We start from the raw sequence: 19,891 nt of genomic DNA on the forward strand, positions 1-19,891 counted from the left end.
GAGAGCCGGAGTGGGCCGCCCGTCCCGAAGGTGCTGATCAGCAGGGACGGAGGGCTTTCGGCGCGGCCGACGTCCCGGTGCTGGCCGCTCGAGGTGGTCGCCCCGGCGTCGGGCTAGAGATCCCCGGTGCGAGCAAAGTCCCCCTGCATGACGAAGTTGCCGTCCACCCAGGCCGTGGCGATCTCCAGGTCGGCGGTGTCTCGCCACTGGATCGACGTCGGCGGGTTCTGCGCGGGGGAGAGGACGTTCTTCATCGCCGACGTCAAGGACCCGGCCAGGCCGTTGGCGATGACGCGCACCACGACCTCGACGATCAGCCGCACCAGCGGGCCGCCTATCCAGAACCACCAGGGGATGTCGGCCGAGTGGTGGCTCTCCGGCGAGTCGTCGGGTCGGAAGACCAGACCCTTCGACGCGGCGTCGAAGCCGATCTTGTTGACCGAACGCACCGAGAAGGTCATGGAGATGCCGAGCTTGAGGTCGCACGTGCCTTGAGCGACGTCGACGTCGAGGCCGCTGCCCGACACGCCGAACGAGATCGTCCGGATCTTCGGGTAGTAGTCGATCAGGCCCTCGCGCACCGACGCCATGTCCAAGGTCGTCGTGTTGACGACCCGTCCGGACGCCGCGTCGTAGTAGAAGCTCGCCGCCGATGCGCCGTGGCCGAACGCGTCCGGCAGCGCCGGCATGATGACGTGCTCCAGCAGCAGCGCCGTGGAGAACGCGAACGCTGCCTCGTGCTCCGAGGCCAGCAGTGCCGGATCCACCGAGCGCGGCAGATCGGTGATCGTCCGGTCGCTCGTGACGCTGAGGATGACCAGCGCACCCCCGGAGCCGTCGCTACGGTCGGCGTAGGCGAACGCCGACCGGACCGGCGTCAGCCACGACTCCGACGCCGGAGGCACGAGATTGACCGTGGCGAACACGAACGAGATCTGCTCGCTCCGCGCGGCGAGGTCGCCTGCCAACCCTGCCGCCAGCAGCGCGGTCTCGACGTCATCCAGACGGTCGTCAGGATCGTCGATCCGGATCGGAGTGATGGCGCCGGGTGTCGGATCCTGACCGATCGTGCCGGCTTTCGAGATGTCAAAGCACAGGTCTCGTACCTCAGACGCCTCCGACGAGACCAGGTCGAGTGCCACGCTCGCGACGAACACCAGCCCGGTGAGGTCGACGCGATGCGCCTCCTGAGCGGTGAGCTCGAGCCAACCCTCGATGATCGGCAGCCGCAGCGTGACGAACTGCCCGGAACCACCCTCGGCGATCTGCCAGTGGCCGAACGATCCACCGGCCCGGATCTGCAGACCGTCGGGATCGTCCACGGCGAAGTCGATCAGCAGCGCATCGTTCCCGCGAGCGAGCGCGTCGTTCACCCGGGCGAGATCAAGGGCGAACGCGGTGTCCCAGCCGTGCAGGTTCATCGGAAGGTCTCCCCGGGTGTGGTCTGTCTGCCGCCGAGCTGCAGCGACCCGTTCAGCTCGGCGCTGGTCAGGGTCAGTCCGGACGACTCCGGCCAGTGGATGTCGGTGGTGCACTCGAGCACGAGATCGCCGATGCTCGGCAGCGCCGCCGCCGCGTCACCGCCGGCGACCGCCGCGATGAGTGACGGTGTGGCGGCTGCGAGCCCGGCGACCAGCCCGATGATCAGCACCGCGGCGATGGCCGCTCCGGCACCGGGGATCACGATGGCGGCGACGATCGCCGCCACCGCGCCGAGGATCGCCACGATCGTCTCGGTGATCTCCGCCCACTTCTCCTTCTGCGTGTACTCGTTGCGCTCGGAGTCCCGCGAAGGCATGAAGCTCAAGGTCTGGCCGCCGTCCGGTCGGTCGACCAGCGTGATCCGGAAGAAGTCGCGCGCGTCGACGAGTGACCGGATCCCCGGTGCCACGGTGGTCTGCACCACCGAGTGCATCTGCAGCTCGTCGCCGACCACCTGCAGCTCCAGCTCCTTCAGCTCTGGACGGTAGGTGCGCCCGCCGGACTTCACCTCGTCGAGATCCACCGTTCGGGTGATGCGCACCGTTCCCGAGGCCAGCTCGAAGTCCTCGACCGTGGTGCCGTCCAACGCCCGAGTGAGTCCAGGGACCATCAGATGCTGCAGAAAGCTGTCCTGGGAGATCAGCACGGATGCCGTGCACGACGGCGGGACCGCAGTGGGGGCGAGCTGGTTGATCCGGCCGCCCGGAGAATTCCCGCACGTCATCGTCAGGACGCCGAAGCAGCTGTTGTCGTCGTCCGACCCGTTGGCGTAGGCGTAACCCGTCCACGTCGGCCTGAGCCACTGGAAGTCGCCCTGGGCGGCTCGTGTGTTCAGGTCGAGTGCGCAGAAGACGTACGTGAACAGGTGCAGGTTCGCGGTGAACCACTTGCCCAGGGCCGCGGAGAACAGCGCTGCCTGCAACGGCGACGGCACCGCCGACCCGTAGCCGACGGCCTGGATGACGGCCGGCGGATCGTCAGGATTGTCGGAGGTCGCGCGCGTCGCGAGGAACGACCGGTCGTCTGCGCCGTCGTCGGCCACCGCGGTCGCGGCGTCGGGCGGGGAGCCGCCGGAGGGCGGCTGCGGCAGGTAGCGCAGCTTGACGGCCACCGTCACCCACCCGTCCTCGACGGCCAGGTCGGGCGTGTTCGGGAAGCTCATCCGGGCAGTGCGCAGAGCGACCCGGACGAAGAGGATCGAGTTGGACCCGCCGCGCACGAGCTGCCAGGTGCCGAGCTCGCCACCGATCGTCCAACCGTCCTGGATCTCGAGCGCCAACGAGGTGGGCCAGCGTCCGCTCGCGGCCAGCGTCTCGTTCACCTGCGGCAGGCGCATGGCGTGGACGACGTCCCACCCGAGGGTGCCTGCCTCGGCCGCCAGGGTCTGCGGCGCGATCCCGGCCCGGGGCACGAACACCCCGGGCCGGGTCGCGGCGTACCGCGGTGGGGAGGTGACGGTCACGCTGAGGACCCCTCGATGACGACGAGGTCACCGCCGAGCTGGAACGACCCGTTGAGCTGCGCCACCTTGAGCTTGAAGCCGCTGGAACCGGGCCAGGCGACGTCGCTCGACGCCTCCATGACGAGATCGCCGATGGAGGGCAGCGCTGAGGAGGCCTTGCCCTCCATGACCCGGGCGATGATCTCCGGTGTCGCAGCCGCGAGCCCCGCGATGACGGAGATGATGACGATGGCGATGATCCGCCGAGCGAGCGTCTGGATGAGCTTGCCCGCCACCGTGGCCGCCACGGCGGCGGCGATGCCGATGATGATCTCGGTGACGATGACCCACGTCGCGGTCTCGAGCCAGTGGTTGCGCTTCGGGTCTCGCGACTGCACGAAGTTGAGGGTCTGCCCGCCGCCTTCCTTGTCCACCAGGACGATGCGGTAGTAGGTGACGTCGGTGATGAAGACGTCGATGCCGGGAGAGATGTGCACCTTGGTCTTGGTGTTGATCTGGATCTCGTCACCGACCGTCTGCAGGGTGAACGACTGCAGCTCGGGGGTGTAGCTGATGAGGTCGACGGTGATGTCGTCCATCGTGATGTCGTTGACGGACTCGATGACCGACCGGGACAAGGTGAAGTCGGACTCGGTGGCGTGCGTGAACGACTTCGTGAGCCCGGGCAGGATCATCTCGCGCAGGAACAGGTCGTTCGACACGAGCACCGACCCGTCGCAGTCCGGCGGGATCGCCGATGGCGGCAGCTGATTCGTCAGACCGTCCGCGGAACGACCGGTCGTGAGGTTGAGGACGCCGAAATAGCTGCCCTCGTCCGTCGGGCCGTTGAAGTATGCGTAGCTGGTGTATGTCGGCTTGAGCCACTGAAACTGCTCCTGCGCTGCTCGGGCATTGATGTTGACCACCGAGAAGACATACGTGAACTGGTCGAGGTTCGCGTTGAACCAGGTGGAGAGGGCCTCGGAGAACAGGGCCTTCTGGAGCGGGGTGGGCTCGGCGGTCCCGTAGTCGATCGCCTGGATGACGACGGCGGGGTCGTCCTCGGCACGCGCCTCGACAGAGCTGGCGAGGAACTGCTCGACACCCCCGGTGTCTCCGGCACGGGCGTGGTGCTCGCCGTCGGTTCCCGACCCGGCGGGAGGCTGCGGCAGGTACTGCAGCTTGATGGCCACGGTGGCCCTGCCGTCCGTCACGTTCAGGTCGTCCGTCCCCGTGAAGGTCATGTGTGCGCTGGTCAGGGGCGTCCGGAGGAAGATGATGGCACCGGAGCCGCCGCGGGTCAGCGACCACGGGCCGAACGTGCCCGACAGGGTCCACCCCTCCTGGACGGTCGTGGAGAACTCGGTGGGCGAGGCGCCCGAGTCGGCCAGGGCGGCATTGACCTGAGGCAGCCGGATGGCGTTGACGCAGTCCCAGCCGAGGGTGTCGGCCTCGGCGGCGAGGAGTGCCGGAGGAATCTCGTCGCGACGCACGAAGACTTCTGGTCGGACGTCGTCGTACCGAAGGATCTCCGCCGTGGCGAATGCCGACGGTGGGGCGGTGGAGGTGCTCATGGTGTTTTCCCCTGTCTCATGAATCGATGTGCAGTTTGACTGCATTGGCAGCGTGGCATCGGCTCCATTCACCTGCCCGCCGACCGACTAATTTCACCCGCAAGCCGATAATCTTTGTGTATTCTGGGCCGGAATGAGCGCATCGCCCCTCCCGAACCATTTGCGTCGTCCTGGTCCGCCCGGCCGCCGCAGTCGACTGGCACACTGGCCCTGTGACGCGTGACACGCCGCCGTGCGAGCGTGCCTACCGCCGCACCCTCGCCGTCCTGACGCTCGCCGTGGCGCTGTGGGCCGTGGCCTGGTCCGTGCTGACCCCCGGGTTCCGCTCGCCGGACGAGCAGAACCACCTCAACAGCGTGGTCCGGATCGCGTACGGCGGCGGCTGGCCTGCTCCGGGGGAGGCGCACTTCGCGCCCTTCACCGACCAGGCCGTCGCCGAGGCCGCCTACCCGGCCGACCTGCCGGGACGTTGGCAGTACCGCGCCCACGCGACACAGTTCGTCGAGCTCACGCCCGTGCCCGCCGACGAGCGGGTGCGCATCAGCGCAGAGAACGCGCTGCCCGCCCCGGGCACCAGCGCCACCATCGACCAGATGACCCAGCATCCGCCCGCCTACTACGCCCTGGGTGCGGCGGTGCTGCGCGCCACCGGCACGGCCGACGCCCGCTGGGACGTCGCGCTGCTGACCCTGCGGCTGCTCGACGTCGCCCTGTTCGCCGCCACCGTCCCGCTCGCCGCGGCCACGGCGCGCCGCCTCACCGGGTCCCGCTCCGCCGCGCTGGTCGCCGCCCCGTTCCCGATGCTGGTCCCGCAGGTGGGGCACATCCTCGGTTCCGCGAACAACGACGCCCTCGTGGTGCTCAGTGGCGCCGTGGTCACCTGTCTCGCCGCCCGCGTCGTCACGGGCGACCTGCGCTGGCGCGTCGTCGTCGCGATCGGCCTGGCGCTGGGCGTCGGCCTGCTCACCAAGGTGATGCTCGCGTTCGCCATCCCCACCGTCGCGCTCGCCTACCTGCTCGCTCCCGGCCCGCACCATCCTCGAGCGGGGCCGACGACGGCGGCCCGGAGCGTGCGTGGCCTCGCCGCCCTGGCGCTCGCCTTCGCCGTCGGCGGCTGGTGGTGGGCCCGCAACTGGATCGTGGACGGGGCGGTGCAACCGGTCGGGCTGCCGCGCGACTACTCGGGGATGACGCCGGTGCCGGCGGACCAGGTGCTCTCCGACGCCCTCGGGCGCACCGCGCAGGCGTTCTTCGGGAACCTGTCCTGGCTGGAGATCCGGCTGCCCGGCGCTCTGGTGGTGGTCGGTTCCACGCTGCTGGTCCTCGTGACGCTGATCGCCGTCGTCGTGCCTGGTGCGCGACGCGGCTCCCTGACGATCGCGCTGCTGCCCGTCGGCCTGGCGGGCGGGGTGATCGTCAACGCGGTGAAGAGCTGGTCAGAGACGGGCGTGCTCGTCGCGCTGCAGGGGCGGTACGTGTTCGGCGGGCTGACGGCGCTCGCGGCGCTGCTCGCCGTGGCCGTCTGGCAGGTGTGCCGCCGTCGGGAGCGGGCGGTGGCCGTGGCCGTGCTCGTCGCCACCGGCCTGGCCGTGCTCGCCGCCGTCGCGGGGCTCGTGTGGGCGTTCGAGGCGATGTATCGCGGGCCGGGGGAGTCGGTGGGTGCCGCGTGGGAGCGCTGGGCGGCGTGGAGCCCGCTGAGCGCGCCGGTGATCGGCGTCGTGCTGGCCGTCGTCGGCCTCGGGATGGTGGCCGCGGTGGTCGCCGCGGCCCGCTTGGCGAGCGCGGCAGCCAGTGGCGCTGGGCGACGTCGTGGAACCTCACGCATCACGGCCTGATGCCTGACTTTCCGCGACGTCGGCCGGCGGAGTGCTCGCCGATGGTTCGATCCGTTGCCTTGACAGGACGCCTATCGATACCGGAATACTAGCTGTCATGGCCGAGGTAGGTGTTGCTGAAGCGGCCGAGATGTTAGGTGTCTCGGCCGAACGAGTGCGCCAGCTGGCGGCGGCGGCGCGGATCCCCGCGCGCCGGGTCAACAGCACATGGCTCATCGATGCCTCTCGCCTCGACAGGTTTCGGCCGGTCGCCCGCCCACTCGTCCCTCGTATGGCCTTCGCGCTCGACGCGATGGCGGAGGGCCAGGACGCCGAGTTGGAGCGGCGTGATGCCTACCGAGCGAGAGGCCTGCTGGACCGGCTCAGAGAAACCTCCGACCCCGGCGCGCTGCTGCGGTCCTGGATGGCTGCGCGGGCGACCACCGTCACGCTCGACGCACATGCTCCTGCCGGCCTGGCGGATGATCGACGGATTCTCCCCTCCGGTATCAGTGCGCCGGTGGCCCGGCTGACCGGCTCCGGAGCGTTCGAAGGCTACGTCGCGGATATCGACTTCGAAGAGGTCAGGCTCGACCATCTCCTGCTTCCTCCGACCGGCACCGGGAACTGTGTGTTTCACGTTTCCCGGGAGCGACCAGAGCGCGTGGGTCGGCTCGTCGTCGCCGCGGACCTGCTCGAACGTGGTCCCGGTCGGGAGCACCGGCGCGCGCTCGAGATCATCGCGGAGGTCGTGGCATGACCGAGGCCATCTGCCTCCCTCCGCAGACACCGGCTGCGCAGACGGGCTGGCACCTCCTCTTCGACCTGTACGAGCGGATGCCCTCGCACTGGGCGGTCGTGGGCGGCCAGATGGTGATCCTTCACTGCGTCGCACGGGGGACCGCGCCGGTCCGGGCGACCGAGGACCTCGATGCGGCACTGGATGTGCGATTACGCCCAGGGATCCTGCGTGAGTTCACCGCCGCGCTGACCGATCTGGGATTCGAGTCGTCTGGCCGGTCTCCCAGTGGACACGAGCACCGTTGGGTGACCTCGGACGGGGCGCAGATCGACGTGCTGATCGCGAGGCACCTCGGCGCGCGCGCCAAGAGTCGCACAGGGGTGACCGGCGGGACCACGATCGCTTCCCCAGCCGTACAGCAGGCGCTGGACCGGTCGACGCCGGTTCGCGTCGTCGTTGCCGGAAGGACCGGCACCGTGAACCTGCCGTCGTTGCACGCGGCCCTGGTCGCCAAGTCTGCTGCGTATGGCGTGGTGCTCGACCGGCACCGTGACCGTCACCTGACCGACCTGTGCGCGCTCCTCACGGTGGTCGAGCGTGGTGACGGGCTGGAGAGCTCGAGCCGCCGCGATCTGGAGCACCTGGGCAACGCGTTCGGAGTCCTCGGTCGACGGCCGGAGATCGTGGGTCGGGTCGACGGTGCTGCGGCGGGACTCCTGCGTGCCCGTGAACTCGTTCGCTTCGCAAGAATGCGACTCGATCGCGGTGCGGCCGACGAACCGTAGCCGTATGCGTCGTTAGACTCGCGCAGGTCAGCGCCTCCGCGCCGACCGCCAGCGCCGCCGTCGTCCCACCGAAGGGCCTCGATGAAGCTCGTCGTCCAGATCCCGTGCCTCGACGAGGCCACGACCCTGCCGCTCGTGCTGGCCACGATCCCGCGCGAGGTGCCCGGCTTCGACCGCGTCGAAATCCTGGTGATCGACGACGGCTCCACGGACGGCACCGCGGAGGTCGCCCGGAACCTCGGCGTCGAGCACGTGATCCGCCACACCCGCACCATGGGCCTGGCCCGCTCGTTCCGCGACGGCGTGGACCACGCGCTCGCCCACGGCGCGGACGTGGTGGTCAACACCGACGGCGACAACCAGTACCCGTCCGAGCGCATCGCCGACCTCGTCGCGCCCATCGTCGCCGGCGAGGCCGACGTCGTGGTCGGGGACCGCCAGACGGCCACCATCGAGCACTTCTCACCGTTCAAGAAGCGCATGCAGCGCGTCGGCAGCCGGGTGGTCAGCGCCGCGGCCAAGGCCAGGCTGCCCGACGCCGCCAGCGGGTTCCGCGCGTACTCGCGCCACGCGCTGCTGCGCCTCAACGTGGTCACCCAGTTCAGCTACACGATGGAGACCATCATCCAGGCCGGCAACAAGGGCCTGCGCATCGTCTCCGTGCCGGTGACCACCAACCCCAAGACCCGCGAGTCCCGCCTGTTCCGCAACATCTGGCAGCACATGGGGCGCTCGGCGCGCGCCATCGTGCGGAGCTGGATCATGTTCCGCCCGCACCTGGTGTTCCTCACTCTGGCGGGCATCTTCTTCCTGGCGTCGGCGATCCCCGCCGTGCGGTTCCTCGTGTACTTCGTCCAGGGCGAGGGCGGCGGCCACGTGCAGTCCCTCGTGTTCGCCGGCGCGATGCTCGTCGGCACGCTGCTGTGCCTCGCCCTGCTGGTCATCGCGGACCTGCAACGCACCAACCGCACCCTCCTCGAGGACTCGCTCGAGCGGCTCAAGCAGCTGCAGTACGGGCGGGACGAGTGACGCCCGCTGAGGCAGCATCATCGTTAGCGCGGCAATGACGAAGTTAACGACGATGCTGACGAGGATGTTGATGGTGATGTGCGTCAGGCTGCGCGCCAGCCAGCCCTCGGACAGGGGGCGAGACGAGTGATCGTCGCGTTCGGCACCTACGACGCCGCCCGGCACCCGCGCGCCGGGATCCTCGTCGCCGGGCTGCGCGCCCACGGGCACACCGTGGCCGAGCTGAACCGTCCCCTCGGGTTCAGCACCGCCGAGCGCGTCCGCATGCTCCGCCAGCCGTGGCGCCTCCCGCTGCTGCTGGTCCGGCTGCTCGCCTGCTGGGCCCTGCTCGTGCGCGACGACGTCGCCCACCGCCGCACGCACGGCAGCCCCGACGCGCTGCTTGTCGGCTACCTCGGCCACTTCGACGTGGTCCTGGCCCGCCTGCTGCACCCCCGCACCACCGTGGTGCTCGACCACCTCGTCTACGCTGCGGACACCGCCACCGACCGCGGCGCCGCCGGCCTGCGGGTGCGGCTGCTGCGCGGCCTGGACCGGCTCGCCCTCGCGTGCGCCGACGTCGTCGTCCTCGACACCGACGAGCACCACGCCATGCTCCCCGCCCGCCGACCCCACCGCCGCACCGGCCGCGAGCCGCACGGCGTCGTCGTCCCCGTCGGCGCTCCCGACGCCTGGTTCCGCGCGCATCCCGTGCCCGACGGCGGCGCCCCGGCCGGCGAGGAGCCGTTGCGCGTCGTGTTCTACGGCCTCTTCACGCCGCTGCAGGGCGCCACGGTGGTGGCCGAGGCGCTCGCCGACGTCCTGCCCCGCGCCGCCGCGTCCGGCCGACCGATCGAGGCCACCCTGGTCGGCCACGGGCAGGACCACGCCGCCGCCCGGGCCGTGCTGGACGGCATTCCGGGCGTGCACTGGCTCGACTGGGTGGAACCCGACGCGCTCCCCGAGCTCGTCGCCGGTCACGACGTCTGCCTCGGCATCTTCTCCGACACCCCCAAGGGTCTGCGCGTGGTGCCCAACAAGGTGTTCCAGGGGCTCGCCGCCGGCTGCGTCGTCGTCACCTCCGACACCGCCCCGCAGCGCCGCCAGCTCGGCGAACACCTCGAGCTCGTGCCGCCCGCCGACCCGACGGCGCTCGCGGACCGCCTCCTCGAGCTCGCCGACCCGGACCGGCTCGCCGCCGCCCGGGCCCGAGCGTTCGCCGCGCGCGACGCCATCCGGCCGGGCGCCGTCGTCGGCCCGCTGGACGCGGCGCTGGCCGCGCGCGAGGTGCACCCGTGAGCGCGGGCGTGGTCCCCCGGCTGCTCGCCGTGCTGCGCTCGCCGTGGGTGCGCTGGGGGTTCCTCGTCCTGGCGCTCGGCCTGGCCGTCTACGCGGTGGTGGCCGTGCGGGAGGACCTGCTGGACGCCGCCCGCGCGCTTTCCGCCGCGCGGCTCGCGGTGGCGCTCGTGCTCTCGGTGCTGTTCGTCGGCGCCACCCTGCTGTCCTGGCGGGCCGTGCTCACCGACCTCGGCTCACGGCTCGACGCGCGCTCCGCCGTCGCCGTGTTCGGCATCAGCCAGCTCGGCAAGTACGTGCCCGGGGGAGTGTGGAACATCGTCGCCGCCGCCGAGGTCGGCGCCGACCACGGCGTGCCGCGGCGCCGCACCATGACGGCCACCGCCGTCGCCACCGGTGTCGGCGTCGTCTCCGGGGCGGTGGTCGGCGTCCTGGCGCTGCCGTTCCTCGCCGCGGACGCCCTCGGGCCTTGGGCCTGGACCCTCTGGCTGCTGCCCGCCGTCGTCGTCCTGCTGCTGCCGCCCGTGCTCAACCGGCTGCTCGCCGTCGCGCTGCGGGCTGCCCGCCGTGCGCCCTTCGCCCAGCCGCTGTCGTGGGGCGGGCTCGGCGCGGCCGCCGCCTGGGCCGTGCTCGGCTGGGTGCTCGCCGGCGTGCAGGTGTGGCTGCTGGCGACCGGTCTCGGCATGGCGACGGGCGTGCGGACGCTCGCCCTCGCCGTCGGCGGCTACGCGCTGGCCTGGATGGTGGGGTTCCTCCTCGTGGTGGTCCCCGCCGGCGCCGGCGCGCGCGAGCTCGTCCTGCTCGCCGTCCTGGCCGGCACGATCCCGCACGCGGAGCTGCTGCTCGTCGTCCTGGTCAGCCGGGTCCTCGTGACGCTCGCCGATCTGGCCTTCGCCGGTGCAGGGGCGGTCCTGCGGCGCGCGCCCTTCCCGCCGCTCGCCCCGCGCGGACGGTTGCGCTGGGACGTCGTGCGCCGGTCGCTGCCCCGCGAGCGGGCGTCCGTGCTGGAGGTGGGGTGCGGCCAGGGAGCCGTGGGCGCCCGCATCGCCGCGCGTCACGACTACACCGCCGTCGAGCTCGACGAGACGAGCTGGGCGACGGCCGCGGAGTGCATCGGCGCGGCCGCCCCGCGGGCACGCGTGCTGCACGGCGACACCACCGTGCTGGACCCGGACCAACGGTTCGACGTGGTGTGCGCGTTCGAGGTGATCGAGCACATCGACGACGACGCCGCTGCACTGGCCGGGTGGGTCGCGCGGGTGCGGCCCGGCGGCGAGCTGTTGCTCTCCACGCCGGCCTGGCCCGATCGGTTCGGCCCCTGGGACACCCTGGCCGGCCACTACCGCCGCTACGAGCCGGAGCGGTTGCGCGGGCTGCTGGAGGACTCCGGGCTCACCGACGTCGACGTGACCCTGTACGACGCCCCGATCGGCTACCTGCTGGAGGCGGTGCGCAACCGGATGGCGCGCCGTCGGGCGGGGGACCGTGCGGAGCTGGACCTGGCAGGGCAGACTGCCGGGAGCGGACGCGTCCTGCAGCCCACGTCGCTGGTCACGGGGGCGCTCGTCGCGGCCGCGGTCTGGCCCTTCTGCCTGCTGCAGCGAGCCTTCCCCCGGCGCGGGACGGGCCTCGTCGCCCGCGCCCGCCGCCCCACCCCCGGGATGCCGAATGTCGAGGTTCGGACCGGAATGAGCCGTCATGGCGGTCCCGACCTCGACACTCGGCACTCGCACCACGGACGTTCGGAGGAAGCGTGACGACCACCGCACCACCCCTGACCCTGTTCGGCTCGCTGCGCTGGGACGTCGTGCGGCGCGTGTTCCCGCCCGGACCGGCCCGCGTGCTCGAGATCGGCTGCGGGCAGGGTGCCGTGGGTGCCCGCCTCGCCGCCGCCGGGCACGACTACACCGGCGTCGAGCTCGACGGTGCCAGCGCCGACGTCGCCGCCGCACGCCTGACCGACGCCGGTCTGCCGGGCCAGGTCGTGCACGGTTCCGTCGAGGCGCTGGTCCGGCCCGGGGCCGGGTACGACGTCGTCTGCGCGTTCGAGGTGCTCGAGCATCTCGAGGACGATGCCGGGGCGCTCGCCTCCTGGGTCGAGCTGCTGCGTCCGGGTGGGCTCGTGCTCGTCTCGACCCCCGCGTGGCAGTCGCGGTACGGCCCCATGGACGCCGCCGTCGGGCACCACCGCCGCTACGAGCCGGCCCAGATGCGCGCGCTGCTCGCCGAGGCCGGGCTCACCGACCTCGGCGGGCGCCTCTACGGTGCGCCGCTCGGCTACGCCCTCGAAGCGGTGCGCAACCAGGTGGCCCGCCGTCGGTTGGACGACCGGACGACGACGGCGGAGCGCACCGCCCGCTCCGGGCGCCTGTTCCAGCCGTCGTCGGCGCTCCAGGGCACCGTGACGGCGGCGGCCACCTGGCCCTTCCGGGTGGTGCAGCGGGCACTGCCGCAGACCGGTCCGGCGCTCGTCGCGTGGGGAACCCGCCCCGCGTGAGCGGGATGGGTCAGGGCGCGTAACCGGTGCCGTGCTCGTCGACGTACTCGTCCATCGTGTCCGTGCGCAGCGCCTCGCCGAGGTCCGCCGTCTGCGCCTCGTCGACGAGGTTGACCGACGCGCCACCCACGGTTCCGAAGCCGGTGATCGGCGCCATGAGGCTCACGACGTCGTCCCGGTCGAGCTCCGCCGCCATCGGTGCGAGGGCGACGAAGTCCTCCACTTCGAGGCCGCCCGTGACCTTGACGTTGTCGTACAGCAGGGCGACGAGCTCGGCGACGAACGCCGGGTCGTCGATGCGCTCCGCGATGCGGTCCATCATGCCGATCACCGCGGCGCGCTGCCGCTCGGTGCGGTCCAGGTCGCCGAGGGGCAGCCGCTTGCGCTCGCGCACGTAGATGAGGCCGTCGGTGTTCTCCAGCGTGATGCGCCCCTCGGGGAAGTCCACGACCCGCCCGGTCGAGTTCACCGTCACCGTGGAGTGGTGCTTGTTGTCCACCTCGAAGCCGTCGAGGGCCCGCGTGAGGTTGATGAACCCGTTGAAGTTCGCCTGCACCGTGTGGTCGATCTCGAGGCCGCCCACCAGCCCGGCCACCGTGTCGACCAGGGTCGGGGTGCCCCCGCGCGAGAACGCCGAGTTGATCTTCCCCTCGCCGATCCCCGGGATCGGCACGTGCATGTCCCGCGTGAACGAGACCAGGTAGAGCCGCTCCCGGTCGGCCGGCACGTGCGCCAGCATGATGATGTCCGCGTTGCCGCCCATCGAGGAGGCGTCGCGCGAGTCGGTGCCGATGAGCAGCACGTTGCGGGCCCCTTCGCCCAGCGGGTCCGCTGCCTCGGGCGACGGCGACGGCGCGGGCGACTTCGTCACCGGTTCGACCGCCTCGGTGGTGGTCTGCGTCGCGGCGGGGCGAGGTACCGGCTCTGCGGGCAGCGAGCACGCCCCCAGCGTCAGGACCGCCGCGGTCACGAGCGCCGCGACGCGCACACCGTGCTGTCGGGTCCGGGTCATCGTCGATCCTCTCGGTGCAGTTCGGCGACCGCCGTGCCGGTCGTCGCCGCGTAGACGTCGTCGTAGCGAGCCACGAGCCGCGACCAGGTCCGCTCGGCCGCCACCTCCCGGCCGGCCGTGACCAGCGCGTCGCGCCGGCCGCCGTCGTCCAGCAGGCCGCCGACGGCGTCGACCCAGGCCGCGTCGTCGTCCGCGGCGACGAGCAGCGCGGCCGGGGCGCCGCCGTCGAGCGGGGAGCACACCTCGCGCAGCGCCGGCAGGTCGCTCGCCACCACCGGTCGACCCGTGGCCATCGCCTCGACCGGCTTCAGGGGGGTCACCAGGCCGGTGACCCGGTCGGGGCGACGGGGAACCAGCACGACGTCGAGCGCTGCGAGGTAGGTGCGGGCCACGTCGCGGGGGACCCGACCGGGCAGGTGCACGTGCTCGGCGATCCCGAGCTCGGCGGCGAGACGCCGGAGCACGGGGCGGGCCACGCCGTCGCCGACCACCAGCGCCGAGACGTCCGTGCCGCCGTCGCGCAGGGTGGCGACCGTCCGCAGGATCGTGTCGAGGCCCTCGTAGCCGACCAGCGAGCTGACCGTCCCGATCACCTGCGGTGCCGTGCGCAGCCCGAGCCGGGCGCGGGCCTCGGGGGGCGTCGGGACGGTGGCTCCCAGCAGGGCGGAGTCGACGGCGTTGGGCACCACGGTGATGCGCCCGGCGGGGACGCCGCGCCCGACGAGCTCGTCGCGCATCGTCGCGCTGAGCGTCACGACGTGGTCGGCCGCCAGCGCGAGCTCGGTCTCCTTGGCGCGCACCAGCGCATACCGCTCGGACCGCGTCGCGGCGTCCCGGGCCGCGACGGTGGCGTGCGAGGCCGCCCACGTCTCCTCGGGCAGCCCGCGCACCTCGTACACCCAGGGGAGCCCGGCGTGCGCCGCGGCCGCCCGGGCCGCCTCGCCCGTGGTCCACGGCGTCGTGGCGTGCACGACGTCGGGCCGGTTCCGCCGGAGCTCGGCCACCAGCAGGGCGGTGGCCTCCTCGGCCCGGCGCGCGTGGTCGGCCGGCAACGACCGGGGGACCAGGCGCGAGTACTCCACGCCGTCGACGACGTCGGTGCCCCGGGCGCCCAGCGCGCCGATCGTCAGGGGGTAGCCCGCCCGGGTGGTCGCGGTGACGCGGCGGCCCGCCGCCCGCTGCGTGGTGAGGATCGCGTGCGTGCGCAGCGTGTACCCGCTCTGGGTGTGCGGCAGCGAGTTGGTCAGGTGGTGGTGGACGGCGGCCAGGCGGCCGGCGCGGCCCGCTCTCGTGAGGGCCGCCCCGGCAGGGTCAGCGGCGCCGACCGGCTCCAACGTGCCGATCTGCCCCAGCAGCGCGGCCCGCACCCGGCGGCCCGTCCGACCGCGCGGTGCCGCCTCGCGGACCGTCGTCACGGCGCCGGCCGCCCACGCGGCCCGCAGCCGGCCCGCCTCGCCGTCCGTGCCGTCCCCGACCAGGCGCTCCACCCGGGGGACGACGACGGCGCTCACCCGGGCGGGCAGCCGCCGCGACGCCTGCAGCACCAGCCACGCCGGGTCGGTGGACAGGGCGTGGACCAGGTAGGAAGCGGTGAAGCGGAGGTGGTGCGCGAGCTCGGTCACCCGCGTCACGCGACCGGCTCCCCGGCGGCTCGCGTGGCGCCGACCGGCGGCGCGACCCGCCCGAGCGGTGCGGGCACCAGCTTGATCTCGCAGGTGGGGCAGGCCGTGCCCTGCGCCTCGGCGGCCCGGTGCACGGCGCTCGCGTGCCGCTCGGGCTCCAGCAGGTGGTCCACGAGCTGGACGTACCGCCGGCCGAGCTCGTCGTCGTCGGCGTTCGCGGCCACCCATGCCGCCGCCGCGGGTGAGACCACGGGGAGGGCACCGTCGCGCACCCAGCCGCTCCAGACGTCGGCCAGCGTCGACGCGTCGCCCGGCGTCACCACCGTGCCGGCACCCGTCGACGCGACGAGCTCCGCGGCCTCTCCCGCGACGCAGGCGGTGACGAGACGGCCGGAGGCCATCACCTCGTACAGCTTGGACGGGATCGTCCACTCCAGCGGGCGCCAGTCGCGCAAGGACACCAGCACGGTGTCCGCCCACCCGTACAGGGCGCGGACCTCCTCGGCGGGGACCGAGCCGCCGAACGTCACGGGAGCGTCGAGGTCTGCGGCCAGCCGTCGCAGCTCCTCCACCTCCACGCCGGGCCCCACGACCCGCACCTCGACGGCGCTGCCGCGGCGTCGCATCTCGGCTGCGGCCCGCACCACGGTGCCCAGGTCCTGGGCACGACCGATCGTCCCGGCGTACGCGACGCGCAGCGGGCGGTCCTCGAGAGGGTGGGTGCCGCCGTCGGGTCCTGTTCCCGGGCTGTCTGCCGGCTCCGGCGTGTACGAGGTACCGTTGCGCACCACGGCGATGTCGGGCACGCCGCGGCCCTGGAGGACCTCCGCGAAGGTCTCCGTGGTGGTCACCACCGAGTCGGCGCGCGACTGGAGGCGGCTCACGGCCCGGTGCACGAACGTCCGGACGAGGCCCAGGAGCCGTGCCCTGTTCGACCGGCCGGCACGGAGGAGGCCGGCGGGCTCGATGAGGTCCGGCCAGGCGTCACGCATCTCCACGACGAACTTGGCCCGCAGCGCCCGCGCCAGCACCCAGGCGGCGAACATCGAGGGGATGCCCGGCACCGTGCCGACGACGACGTCCGGCCGCAGGCTCGGGTGGCGGAAGGTACGCAGGCCCAGGTGGACCGCGCTCCAGGCCGCGACCGCCTGGTCGAGCGCTCGGGAGCGCAGCCGCGGGGAGTGCTCGCGGAACCGGGTCCGCACGACCAGCTCGCCGTGAGCACCTCGGCTGCGGCGGCCCGGCCGGTACTCCGCACGATCCTCGACGAGACGGCCCTCCGGATAGTGCGGGGGAGGGGCGAGCACCGCGACGTCCACGCCGGCCGCGACGAGCCGGGGGGTCAACGCGTCCCACCGGCGCTGCGGGGCGCCGCGTTCCGGGGAGTAGTGGTGGGTGACCAGCAGCAGCCGTCGTCGTGCCCCCGTCGTGCGCATGTGACTCGCTCCCCCGAGTGGTTCGTGCCCGCCGGCCTACGAGGTTCCGGCGGACGCGCTCCCATCGATGTTAGGGGCAACTGGACAGGAGTTCGCGGTGAGTCGTTTGCTTCGGGACGCGGATTCGTCCGCACGGTCCTAGGCTTTCGACCGTGACTCAACCCCCTCCGCCCGACGGGCCGGTGCCCGGGATGCCCGCCGGGCCCCCGCCCCGCCGTCGTCCCCGAGGCGGGCGACGCATGAGCAGCACCGCGCGGGCGCTCGTCGTCGTGGTGGTGCTCGTGGCGGTCCTGGCGGGTGCGGCCTTCGGAGGGATCTGGTGGTTCCAGCAGCGGCTGGACGCGAACGTCGAGAAGCTCGGTGACCCGTTCGCCGAGCTCACGGACCGCCCCGAGCCGGCCCCGTCCCCGACGGCGGGGGAGGAGCTGACCGACGTCAACTTCCTGGTGCTCGGGTCGGACTCGCGCGGGTCGGCCGACGGCGTCGCCAGTCTGACGGAGAGCGGCCAGCGGCCCGACGCCATCATGCTCGTCCACCTGCCGGCCGACCGGTCGTCCGCCGTGGTGGTGTCGATCCCGCGCGACTCGTGGGTGGAGGTCCCGGGGCACGGGCACGCCAAGATCAACGCTGCCTACGCGTTCGGCGGGCCCAGCCTGATGATCCAGACGGTCGAGGACCTGACCGACGTCCGCATCGACCACTTCGTGGTGACCGGCTTCGAGCAGTTCGTCGGGCTGACGGACGCTCTGGACGGCGTGCAGATCACCGTGCCGGAGGACATCGGCGACGGTGACGACGTGTTCTTCGAGGCCGGCAAGCACATGATGAGCGGCGAGGAGGCGTTGTCGTACACCCGGCAGCGCTACGGGCTGTCCAACGGCGACTTCGGGCGGGTGCAGCGCCAGCAGAACTGGATGCGCGCCATCCTGGGCAAGATCAACAACAACCGGCGCGACCCGGTGATGATGAGCCGATTCTTCGACGAGGTGAGCCGGTCCGTGGCCACCGACGACGCGCTGTCGATCACCCGGATGCGGGAGATCTTCGACGAGGCGCGGGAGATCTCCACGAACGACGTGGCGTTCATGACCGCGCCGTACGAGGGAACCGGCCGGTCTTCTGACGGTCAGTCGATCGTGGTGCTGGACGAGGACCCGTTCGACCGCCTCATGACCGCCGTCTCGGACGGTGAGGCGCAGGAGTTCCTCGAGGAGCACGGCGAGGATCTCGAGCTGCTCCCCGCCACCGTCAAGTAGCGGGCCCCCGCTGGGTGTTGTGGGCGCGATTTCTGGCCCGTTGTGTCCCTTTTAGTGGGGTTGAGAGCCCAGAAATCGCGCCCACAACACCCCGGGCGGGCTGTCTGACCGTGGCGGAACTCACAGGCCGTGTCGCTGGGTAATGACCTAGAGTAAGAACAGTGATGCACGATCCCGCCCAGCTCAGCAGCGACCTCCGTGTCGCCCTCACCCGCGCCGCCCGCCGCCTGCGTACCCAGCGCGGCGAGGCCGACCTGCCCGAAGGCCAGTTCGGCGTCCTCGCGGTCCTGAACCGGCACGGCGAGATGAGCCCCGGCGCCCTCGCCGAGCACGAGCGCGTCCGCCCGCCCGCCATGACCCGGGCCGTGACGGCGCTCGCCGCGCTCGGCCTCGTCGACAAGATCGACCACCCCACGGACAAGCGCCAGGTCGTCGTGCGCCTCACCGACGCCGGACGCCACGAGATCGCCGAGACCCGCCGTCGTCGGGACGCCTGGCTCACCTGCCGCCTGGAGGAGCTCGACGCCGACGAGCGCGCCACCCTCGCGGCCGCCACCGAGATCCTCGTGAAGGTGGCGGCTGGATGAGCACCACCTTCTCCTCCCTGCGCTACCCCAACTACCGCCTCTGGTTCGGTGCCGCCCTCGTCGCGAACGTCGGCACCTGGATGCAGCGCGTCGCCCAGGACTGGCTGGTCCTCACCGACCTCACCGACGACTCCGGCGTCGCGCTCGGCATCACCACCGCCCTGCAGTTCCTGCCCCTGCTGCTGATCGGGCCGTGGGCGGGTCTGCTCGCCGACCGGCTGCCCCGCCGTCAGCTGCTGATGGCCACCCAGGGCGCGATGGGCCTGCTCGCCCTCGGCCTGGGCGCCCTCGTCCTGTCCGGGAACGCCCAGCTCTGGCAGGTGTACGCGTTCGCGCTCGGCCTCGGCATCGTCACCGCCTTCGACAACCCCGTGCGGCAGACCTTCGTCGCCGAGCTGGTGCCGCCCGAGCGACTCGCCAACGCCGTCGGGCTCAACTCCGCCTCCTTCAACGCCGCGCGCCTCGTGGGGCCGGGCGTCGCCGGGCTGCTCATCGCCGCCGTCGGGTCCGGATGGGTGTTCGTCATCAACGGCCTCACCTTCGCCGCGACGATCGTCGCCATCGCCCTCATGAAGGCCGAGGCGTCCTGGGCGCGCGAGCGTGCCCCGCGCGGCAAGGGCCAGATCCGCGAGGGTCTGCGGTACGTGCGGGGGCGCACCGACATCGTCGTGATCATGGTGGTGATGGCCGTCGTGTCCACGTTCGGGCTCAACTTCCAGCTCACCTCGGCGATGATGGCGCGCGTCGAGTTCGAGCGGGGTGCCGGCGAGTTCGGGCTGCTCGGCTCCGTGCTCGCGATCGGGTCGCTGACGGGGGCGCTGCTGGCGGCCCGGCGCGACCGCCCGCGCGTGCGGCTCGTGATCGGCGCTGCCTTCGCGTTCGCGATCGCGACGGCGGTGATGGCCCTCATGCCCACGTTCCCGTCGTTCGTGGTGGCCTGCATCCCCGTCGGGCTGGCGTCGCTGACCATGATGACCGCCGCCAACTCCACCATCCAGACCTCGACGGATCCGGCGATGCGCGGCCGCGTCATGTCGCTCTACATGATGGTGTTCCTGGGCGCGACGCCGATCGGGTCGCCGATCGTCGGGTGGGTCGGGGAGGCCTTCGGCCCGCGCTGGTCGATCCTCATCGGGTCGATCGCCACGCTCGTCGTCGCGCTCGGGGCGACGATCTGGGCCGTGCGCAACTGGCGGCTCAAGGTGCGGTACCGGCTGCTCCGCCGGCCCCACCTCGAGGTCGTCTACCTCGACCAGGCGCCCGCCGTCGAGCGCGACCACGCCCGCGCCGCCTGAGCAGACGGCGCGGGCGTGGTCGCGTCGCGGGCGGTGCGCCCGAC

General features: G+C 72.3%; 16 protein-coding genes. 10 read left to right on the forward strand and 6 right to left on the reverse strand.

Annotation, left to right across the window (positions count from 1 at the left end):
* Positions 1-113: 113 nt before the first annotated feature.
* From ACWAT2_RS12635 to ACWAT2_RS12645, 3 genes are read right to left on the reverse strand one after another with little or no spacing between them, the layout of a single operon-like run.
* Positions 114-1,421, reverse strand: a complete 1,308-nt coding sequence (locus tag ACWAT2_RS12635) for a TULIP family P47-like protein (protein WP_402374290.1) — start codon at positions 1,419-1,421, stop codon at positions 114-116.
* The gene (locus ACWAT2_RS12640; RefSeq protein ID WP_402374292.1) at positions 1,418-2,944 is read right to left on the reverse strand and encodes a TULIP family P47-like protein; all 1,527 of its coding nucleotides are present in this window, start codon (positions 2,942-2,944) and stop codon (positions 1,418-1,420) included. The genes ACWAT2_RS12635 and ACWAT2_RS12640 overlap by 4 nt, the downstream gene beginning before the upstream one ends.
* Positions 2,941-4,497: a TULIP family P47-like protein gene (locus tag ACWAT2_RS12645; protein WP_402374294.1), complete on the reverse strand. Its 1,557-nt coding sequence runs from the start codon at positions 4,495-4,497 to the stop codon at positions 2,941-2,943. The genes ACWAT2_RS12640 and ACWAT2_RS12645 overlap by 4 nt, the downstream gene beginning before the upstream one ends.
* Before the next feature lie 212 nt (positions 4,498-4,709).
* Here ACWAT2_RS12645 and ACWAT2_RS12650 point away from each other — a divergent pair, with 212 nt between their 5' ends.
* From ACWAT2_RS12650 to ACWAT2_RS12680, 7 genes are all read left to right on the forward strand, one after another.
* Positions 4,710-6,332 carry a DUF2142 domain-containing protein gene (locus ACWAT2_RS12650; protein ID WP_402374296.1) on the forward strand — a complete coding sequence of 541 codons (1,623 nt, stop codon included), beginning with the start codon at positions 4,710-4,712 and terminating at the stop codon, positions 6,330-6,332.
* A gap of 97 nt (positions 6,333-6,429) precedes the next feature.
* Positions 6,430-7,071 carry a helix-turn-helix domain-containing protein gene (locus ACWAT2_RS12655; protein WP_402374298.1) on the forward strand — a complete coding sequence of 214 codons (642 nt, stop codon included), beginning with the start codon at positions 6,430-6,432 and terminating at the stop codon, positions 7,069-7,071.
* Entirely contained in the window at positions 7,068-7,838 is a 771-nt protein-coding gene (locus tag ACWAT2_RS12660) for a hypothetical protein (RefSeq protein ID WP_402374300.1), read from the forward strand. The genes ACWAT2_RS12655 and ACWAT2_RS12660 overlap by 4 nt, the downstream gene beginning before the upstream one ends.
* A gap of 81 nt (positions 7,839-7,919) precedes the next feature.
* Positions 7,920-8,867: a glycosyltransferase family 2 protein gene (locus ACWAT2_RS12665; RefSeq protein WP_402374302.1), complete on the forward strand. Its 948-nt coding sequence runs from the start codon at positions 7,920-7,922 to the stop codon at positions 8,865-8,867.
* Between the two features lie 126 nt (positions 8,868-8,993).
* The gene (locus ACWAT2_RS12670; RefSeq protein ID WP_402374304.1) at positions 8,994-10,145 is read left to right on the forward strand and encodes a glycosyltransferase; all 1,152 of its coding nucleotides are present in this window, start codon (positions 8,994-8,996) and stop codon (positions 10,143-10,145) included.
* Entirely contained in the window at positions 10,142-11,899 is a 1,758-nt protein-coding gene (locus ACWAT2_RS12675) for a class I SAM-dependent methyltransferase (protein ID WP_402374306.1), read from the forward strand. The genes ACWAT2_RS12670 and ACWAT2_RS12675 overlap by 4 nt, the downstream gene beginning before the upstream one ends.
* Positions 11,896-12,639 (forward strand): class I SAM-dependent methyltransferase, encoded by a 744-nt coding sequence (locus ACWAT2_RS12680; RefSeq protein WP_402374308.1) that lies wholly within the window; start codon positions 11,896-11,898, stop codon positions 12,637-12,639. The genes ACWAT2_RS12675 and ACWAT2_RS12680 overlap by 4 nt, the downstream gene beginning before the upstream one ends.
* 10 nt (positions 12,640-12,649) lie before the next feature.
* Here the strand turns inward: ACWAT2_RS12680 and ACWAT2_RS12685 are convergent, their stop codons facing one another.
* Genes ACWAT2_RS12685 through ACWAT2_RS12695 form a run of 3 tightly spaced genes read right to left on the reverse strand, consistent with a single transcriptional unit; the run spans position 12,650 to position 16,709 of the window.
* Entirely contained in the window at positions 12,650-13,651 is a 1,002-nt protein-coding gene (locus ACWAT2_RS12685; RefSeq protein ID WP_402374310.1) for an LCP family protein, read from the reverse strand.
* A complete protein-coding gene (locus ACWAT2_RS12690; RefSeq protein ID WP_402374312.1) occupies positions 13,648-15,282 on the reverse strand; it encodes a glycosyltransferase in 1,635 nt (544 codons plus the stop codon). Before ACWAT2_RS12690 ends, ACWAT2_RS12685 begins: the two co-directional genes overlap by 4 nt.
* Positions 15,279-16,709: a glycosyltransferase family 4 protein gene (locus tag ACWAT2_RS12695; protein WP_402374314.1), complete on the reverse strand. Its 1,431-nt coding sequence runs from the start codon at positions 16,707-16,709 to the stop codon at positions 15,279-15,281. Before ACWAT2_RS12695 ends, ACWAT2_RS12690 begins: the two co-directional genes overlap by 4 nt.
* A gap of 239 nt (positions 16,710-16,948) precedes the next feature.
* On the opposite strand from ACWAT2_RS12695, the gene ACWAT2_RS12700 reads away from it, so the two are divergent.
* The 3 genes from ACWAT2_RS12700 to ACWAT2_RS12710 all read left to right on the forward strand — a co-directional run bounded on the left by ACWAT2_RS12700 (position 16,949) and on the right by ACWAT2_RS12710 (position 19,847).
* Positions 16,949-17,965, forward strand: a complete 1,017-nt coding sequence (locus tag ACWAT2_RS12700) for an LCP family protein (RefSeq protein WP_402374316.1) — start codon at positions 16,949-16,951, stop codon at positions 17,963-17,965.
* Positions 17,966-18,129: 164 nt separating this feature from the next.
* Positions 18,130-18,552 (forward strand): MarR family winged helix-turn-helix transcriptional regulator, encoded by a 423-nt coding sequence (locus ACWAT2_RS12705; RefSeq protein ID WP_402374537.1) that lies wholly within the window; start codon positions 18,130-18,132, stop codon positions 18,550-18,552.
* The gene (locus ACWAT2_RS12710) at positions 18,549-19,847 is read left to right on the forward strand and encodes an MFS transporter (protein ID WP_402374318.1); all 1,299 of its coding nucleotides are present in this window, start codon (positions 18,549-18,551) and stop codon (positions 19,845-19,847) included. Before ACWAT2_RS12705 ends, ACWAT2_RS12710 begins: the two co-directional genes overlap by 4 nt.
* Positions 19,848-19,891 lie beyond the last annotated feature (44 nt).

This window comes from Isoptericola sp. GX10416 (assembly GCF_056590155.1).